At 70.6% G+C, this 6,667-nt stretch carries 3 protein-coding genes, 1 tRNA gene and 1 rRNA gene; 4 read left to right on the top strand and 1 reads right to left on the bottom strand.

Annotated elements, in window-relative coordinates; translation table 11 throughout:
* From rrf to IE318_RS36660, 3 genes are all read left to right on the top strand, one after another.
* A 5S ribosomal RNA gene (gene rrf / locus IE318_RS46905) occupies window positions 1-70 on the top strand; the annotation flags it as partial.
* A gap of 99 nt (window positions 71-169) precedes the next feature.
* On the top strand, window positions 170-865 hold the full coding sequence (locus IE318_RS36665) for a DegT/DnrJ/EryC1/StrS family aminotransferase (protein ID WP_107473443.1): 696 nt from the start codon (window positions 170-172) through the stop codon (window positions 863-865).
* A 41-nt stretch (window positions 866-906) separates the two neighbouring features.
* Window positions 907-982, top strand: a tRNA-Thr gene (locus IE318_RS36660).
* A gap of 70 nt (window positions 983-1,052) precedes the next feature.
* Here IE318_RS36660 and IE318_RS36655 read toward each other — a convergent pair.
* Window positions 1,053-3,809 carry a SpoIIE family protein phosphatase gene (locus tag IE318_RS36655; protein WP_189907251.1) on the bottom strand — a complete coding sequence of 919 codons (2,757 nt, stop codon included), beginning with the start codon at window positions 3,807-3,809 and terminating at the stop codon, window positions 1,053-1,055.
* 509 nt (window positions 3,810-4,318) lie between these two features.
* On the opposite strand from IE318_RS36655, the gene IE318_RS45600 reads away from it, so the two are divergent.
* On the top strand, window positions 4,319-6,667 hold a 2,349-nt coding region (locus tag IE318_RS45600), incomplete at its 3' end, for a HAMP domain-containing protein (protein WP_229903996.1).

The raw sequence follows: 6,667 nt of genomic DNA, 5'->3' as shown, positions 1-6,667 counted from the left end.
GGAAGCTAAGCCTCACAGCGCCGATGGTACTGCAGGGGGGACCCTGTGGGAGAGTAGGACACCGCCGAACAACTCTTCAAAGGGTTGGGCCCGGAACTTCGGTTCCGGGCCCAACCCTTTTCTGTTTTCCGTCACTTGACGTTCACGTTGCCCGACCACCATCCGCGGCATGGGTACTGCTGCACTGCTCAGAGCCGCCGGTGTCGGATTGGGTGACGAGGTCGTCGTGCCGGCGTTCGGCAACGTGGAGGTCGCGGACTCGGTGACCCAGGCCGGTGCGCTGCCGGTGTTCGCCGACATAGACCCCGTGTCGTACTGCCTCGACCCGCTCGCGGTCGAAGCGGCCGTAACTCCCCGGACGGCGGCCGTCGTTGTCGTACACCGCTTCGGGCGGTCGGCCGATGTCGCCGCACTGCACGGGATCGGGCGGCGGCACGGGCTGCTGGTGCTGGAGCACGGCGAGTCCGAGGCGCCGTACGACGAGACGGCACAGCGCAGGGAGCGTGCCGCCTATCTGGACGCGAGGCTGCGCGGCGTACGGAAGCCCGACGGCGGTGACGGGCACACCTATCAGCAGTACGTGGTGCGTGTGCCCGGGAACGGCCGGCCGGACCGGGACGCCTTCGCACGGGCCGTACGCGCCAGGGGTGTTGACTGCCGGGTGCCGGTGAAGACGCCCGTGCACCGGCTGCCGGAATTCCGCAGGTGCGTTTCTCTGCCGGAGACGGAGCGGGCCGCCGAGGAGACGCTGGCGCTCCCGGTGGACGCCTCGCTGACGCGGAGGGAGATGCAGCGGATCGTCTCGGCATGCAACGCGCTCGGCGGACCGATCGTGGTTGGGAGCACGGCCGTGTTCGGGGTATGATCTATTCCGTTGCCGCGAGGGAAACCTCGAAAAGGCGACAGGCCCCTATAGCTCAGTCGGCAGAGCGTCTCCATGGTAAGGAGAAGGTCAACGGTTCGATTCCGTTTGGGGGCTCCAGCGAAAAACCCCGCCCTTCCGGGCGGGGTTTTCTCATGTTCGGGCCGGCCTCGAAGCCTTCGGGCCGGCCTCAGTGCTGGCCCACCTCCGGGACCCGCATCGCCAGGATCGCCATGTCGTCGGACGGAGCGTCGGAGGCGAAGCGCTCCACCGCGCGCATGATGCGTGCCGCGACCGCGCCGGCCGTCAGGCCCGTGCACGTGGTCAGGACGTCCGCCAGGCCGTCGTCGCCCAGCATGCGCGTGCCCTCGCGGCGCTCGGTGACACCGTCCGTGACGCAGAGCAGGACGTCGCCCGGGTCCAGGATGACCGTCTGCTCGTACAGGTCCAGGTCCTCCATGACGCCGAGAAGCGGCTGCGGCTCGGCGGCCGACTCCACCGTGCCGTTCTGGCGCAGGCGCAGCGGCAGTGGATGGCCGGCGCACACCACCTTCAGCTCGGCACTGCCGTCCTCCTGCGGCCGCAACTCGCCGTACAGGAGCGTGAGGAAGCGGCTGCGGGCGCCCTCGTCGAGGATGGCGGAGTTCAGGCGTTCCAGTACCGCCGGGCCGTCGTAGCCCTCGCGGGCCAGCAGCCTGAGCGCGTGGCGGGCCAGGCCCGTCACGGCCGCCGCCTCCGGGCCCGTACCGCAGACGTCGCCGATGGCGAAGCCGTAGGCACCGTCACGGATGGGGAAGAGGTCGTAGAAGTCGCCGCCGACCTCGTTGCCCTCGCCGGCCGCGCGGTAGATGACCTCGACCTCCACGCCGTCGATCTGCGGCAGGCCGGGCGGCAGGAGGCTGCGCTGGAGGGACTGGCTGATGGCCGTGCGCTCCGAGTACAGGCGGGCGTTGTCCAGGGCGAGGGCGGCGCGGCGGCTGAGGTCCTCGGCCAGTTCCAGGATCTCCTGGCGGAAGTGCTCGTCGGTGGGCTTGCCCAGGGTGAGCATGCCGATGACGCGGTTGCGGGCGACCAGCGGCAGGACGACGGTCTCGCCGCCGACGGCGGACGCCGTGGCGAGGGTGGGGCCGATGGTGGTGCCGATCCGGTGGTGCGAGTCGCCCAGGCTGAGGCTGCGCATGGAGGTGCGCAGGGCCGCCTGGTGGGCTGCCTCGCCGGGGGCCGACCAGACGCGCGCGCCGGGGGTCGGTACCGGGTCCGGCGGCGGGATCTTCGACAGCAGGGACTTGATGCCGTCGATCAGCTCCTCGTCCTCGTGCAGGACGTAGGACAGATACGGCTCGGAGGCCTGGTCGGCGATGGTGTAGACGGCGCACCAGGTGGCCAGGGTGGGGACCGTCATCTGGGCCATCAGGGCGAGGGTCTGGTCGCGGTCCAGGGTGCCGGCCAGCAGGTCGGAGGCCTCGACGAGGAAGCTCAGGGAGCCGCGGCGCAGCCGCTCCAGCTCGCCCAGGCGGGCCGACTCCACGGCCAGGGCGATGCGGTCGGCGGCGAACTGCAGGCGCAGGGCCTCCTCGTTGGAGTATCTGCCGGGTGCCTCGGCGGCGACCCCCAGGGAGCCGGTGAGGCGGCCCTCGACCTTCAGCGGGACCGTGACGACGGAGCGCATGCCGGTGCCGCTCAGGAGGGGTACGGCGCCGGGTGCGGCGGTCAGGTCGTCGTGGACGGCGGGCATGCGGGCCGAGCCGTAGCGGCCGGGGCCGGCCTCGACGGGGACGCGGGCGAAGCGCTGGCGGGCGGAGGGCAGGCCGGTGGAGGCGCGGACCTCCAACTCGGTCTCGTCGTCGGTCGCCAGGAGCAGGAAGGCGGCGTCGGCGTCGAGCATGTCGCGGGCGCGCTCCACGGTGCGCTGCAGGAGGCCGTCGAGGTCATCCGGGGCCGGGGAGCCGATGAAGACCTCGAACGGGTCGGTGCCGGCGCCGTCGGCCGCCGCACCGGTGTCGCCGGAGGCGGGGACCCGCAACGGGCTCTGCAGCACGGCGCGTTCGTGATCCCGTACGAGCAGGCAGACGGTGGACGGTTCGCCGCCGGTGTCGCGGACGCGGAGGTGGGAGGCGTAGACGGGGACGACCCGGCCGTGGGCGCCGCGGATGCCGTAGCTGCCCTCCCAGCGGGAGAGTTGGAGCGCTTCGGCGATGCCGGTGCCGGTGCCGGGGGTGTGCGGCCAGGCGGCGAGGTCCGTCAGCGGCTTGCCGACGACCTGTTCGGCGGCGTAGCCGAAGAGTTCCTCGCCGTCCTCGTTCCAGGCGGTGATGGAGCCGCCTCGGTCGATCTGGACGACGGCGACGCGGACGCGGCCGTCGGCGATCGGGAGGAGTTCGGCGGGCACCACGGGCCCGGCGGCGCGAGTGCCGACCGGACGCTCGGGAAGGTCGAGTTGGAACCAGACATTCTTGTGCGTGGGTGTGTACTCCACGCCCCAGCGGGCAGCGAGGGCCGCGCACAGCTGGAGGCCGCGGCCGCCCTCGCGGTCGGGGCTGCCCATGTTGACGGCCGTGCTCTGCAGGGGGACCTCGCGCTCGGGGTAGCGGTCGGCGACCTCGATCCGCACCCCCTCGTCGCTGCGCAGGCACAGGACGTCGGCGGCCGTGCCGGCGTGGACGACGGCGTTGGTGACCAGTTCGCTGGTGAGCACCACGGCGTCGTCGACGATGTCTCCGAAGCCCCACCCCTGGAGGGTGTCGCGGACGAAGGACCGGGCGGTCGCGACCGATCGCCCGAGGGGCTCGAAGCTGGCGGCCGCGCGCGCGGTGATCACAGAACTCCTCGTCCGGTTGTCGACGTGCAGGCCTTGCGGGCCGACCGGCTCGCGTCGCTGCTCCGGTAGCTGCGGCCTCTTCGGCCGTGGCTCCGGGGGCTGTCCCCCGGGGATCACTCCGGTGGTCATTGTGTGCGGCCGCCCTCCGATGCCCGCTCGTTCCCGTGCCACCGCCCAGGCCGGACGGACCGGCGTGGCTGGACAGCCGCATGCAAGGTTACTTACCTTCGCGGTCGCTGCGGATGCCGGTCTTCGGTGATTTCGCCCGGAGGGTGTGCGGACGGTGTGCGAAGCTGCCGAACTGTTATGGCCTGGTTCGGCGGGGGTGAAACACTGGGCAGGCTTCTGTTGACGTGGCGGGCAGGCTGAGTGGGTTCTGCGTGCGCTGGGCAGCAGCCCTTCGTGCGGCCTGCTCGCTTCGGGCAGAGTGACGCAGCAGTAAGCATCGGGCAGAGTTACCTAGCAGTAACCGGTACGCCGGGTGGTGGTGCCGGAGCACAGCAGTAGTGGTCGATCCCTGCGGGAGGGACACAGTGGAGTCTGGCGCAGCGACGCGGGGCACGAAGACGCGCGCGAAAGGCGGACAGTCCGGGCAGTCCCTGAACAACCGGCGCACACCGCGCGGGGGGACCACCGCGGTGGACACGGCCGCCCTGAACCGGCTGCTGGCGGCTCTGGTGGGGATGCGGGACGGTAACTTCCGCAAGCGGCTCACGGTGTCCGGGGACGGCGTGATGTCGGAGATCGCGGCGGTCTTCAACGAGGTGGCCGACCGCAACATGCATCTGACCGGCGAGCTGTCGCGGGTGCGGCGCATGGTGGGACGTGAGGGGAAACTCACCGAGCGGCTGGAGACGGGGGCCTGCGAGGGCTCCTGGGCGGTGGCGATCGAGAACTGCAACGCCCTCGTCGACGATCTGGTGCGGCCCGTCTCTGAGGTCGGCCGGGTCCTGTCCGCGGTCGCCGAGGGTGATCTGTCGCCGCGGATGGAGCTGCGCACTCCGGTGCCGGAGGGGGCCGGGCATCCGCTGCGGGGCGAGTTCCTGAAGGTCGGGCGGACGGTCAACAACCTGGTCGACCAGCTGTCGACGTTCACCGACGAGGTCACGCGTGTGGCCAGCGAGGTCGGCACCGAGGGGAAGCTGGGCGGGCAGGCGCGGGTGCGCGGTCTGTCCGGCTCCTGGAAGGACCTCACGGACTCCGTCAACACGATGGCGTCCCGGCTGACGGCGCAGGTGCGGGACATCGCGCTGGTGACCACGGCGGTCGCCAAGGGCGATCTGTCGCGCAAGGTGACCGTGCATGTCGCCGGCGAGATGCTGGAGCTGAAGAACACCGTCAACACGATGGTGGACCAGCTTTCCGCGTTCTCCTCAGAGGTGACGCGGGTCGCCCGCGAGGTGGGCACGGACGGCATCCTCGGTGGCCAGGCGCATGTGCCCGGGGTGGACGGCACGTGGAAGGAGCTCACCGACTCGGTGAACCTGATGGCCGGCAACCTGACGGCCCAGGTGCGCGGTATCGCACAGGTGACCACGGCCGTGGCCAACGGTGATCTGTCGCAGAAGGTGACCGTCCCGGCGCGTGGCGAGGTCGCGCGGCTGGCCGAGACGATCAACCAGATGACCGAGACGCTGCGGATCTTCGCGGACGAGGTCACGCGCGTGGCCAACGAGGTCGGCGCGGAGGGCCGCCTGGGCGGTCAGGCGAACGTGCCGGGCGTCGCCGGGACGTGGAAGGACCTGACGGACTCCGTCAACACGGTGTTCCGGAACCTCACCACTCAGGTGAGGGACATCGCGGCGGTGACGACGGCCGTGGCCAGTGGTGATCTGTCGCAGAAGGTCACCGTGGACGTGGCCGGCGAGATGCTGGAGCTGAAGAACACTGTCAACGGCATGGTCGACCAGCTGTCGGCGTTCGGTGCCGAGGTCACGCGCGTGGCGCGGGAGGTCGGTGTCGAGGGTGAGCTGGGCGGTCAGGCGCAGGTGCCGGGCGCCGCGGGTACCTGGAAGGACCTGACGGACTCCGTCAACACCGCGTTCCGCAACCTCACCGGTCAGGTGAGGAACATCGCCCAGGTGACGACGGCCGTGGCCAACGGCGATCTGTCGCAGAAGGTCACCGTGGACGTCTCCGGCGAGATGCTCCAGCTGAAGAACACCGTGAACACCATGGTGGACCAGCTGTCGTCGTTCGCCGACCAGGTGACCCGGATGGCCAGGGACGTGGGCACGGAGGGACGGCTGGGCGGTCAGGCCCGCGTGGACGGCGTGTCGGGCACGTGGAAGGAGCTGACCGACTCCGTCAACTTCATGGCCGGCAACCTCACCTCCCAGGTGCGGCAGATCGCCCAGGTGACGACGGCGGTGGCCCGCGGTGACCTGTCCCAGAAGATCGACGTGGACGCGCGCGGGGAGATCCTGGAGCTGAAGAACACCATCAACACGATGGTCGACCAGCTCTCCGCCTTCGCCGACCAGGTGACCAAGGTGGCCCGCGAGGTGGGCACGGACGGCCGGCTGGGCGGTCAGGCGCAGGTGCCCGGCGTCGCCGGTGTGTGGCGGGACCTCACCGACTCGGTGAACGGCATGGCCGGCAACCTCACCGCGCAGGTGCGCAACATCGCGCAGGTCGCCACCGCCGTGGCCCGCGGTGACCTGTCCCAGAAGATCACCGTGGACGCGCGCGGGGAGATCCTGGAGCTGAAGAACACCCTGAACACGATGGTGGACCAGCTGTCGTCGTTCGCCCAGGAGGTCACCCGCGTGGCCCGCGAGGTGGGCACGGAGGGCATCCTGGGCGGTCAGGCCGAGGTGCAGGGTGTGGCCGGCACCTGGAAGGACCTCACCCAGTCCGTGAACTTCATGGCGAACAACCTGACCATCCAGGTCCGCAACATCGCCGAGGTCACGACCGCCGTCGCCAAGGGCGACCTGTCGAAGAAGATCACCGTCGACGCCAAGGGCGAGATCCTGGAGCTCGTC

Origin of the sequence: Streptomyces spiralis, assembly GCF_014654675.1 — a bacterium.
GTDB classification, from domain to species: domain Bacteria; phylum Actinomycetota; class Actinomycetes; order Streptomycetales; family Streptomycetaceae; genus Streptomyces; species Streptomyces spiralis.
Note: the sequence above shows the minus strand (reverse complement) of the source record. Positions and strands in the feature narration are given on the sequence as shown.

What these genes read in the sequence shown, in the direction of transcription:
- IE318_RS36665 (WP_107473443.1), top strand. Translation starts at nt 170, where the DNA reads ATGGGTACTGCTGCACTGCTCAGAGCCGCCGGTGTCGGATTGGGTGAC.
- IE318_RS36655 (WP_189907251.1), bottom strand. Translation starts at nt 3,809, where the DNA reads ATGACCACCGGAGTGATCCCCGGGGGACAGCCCCCGGAGCCACGGCCG.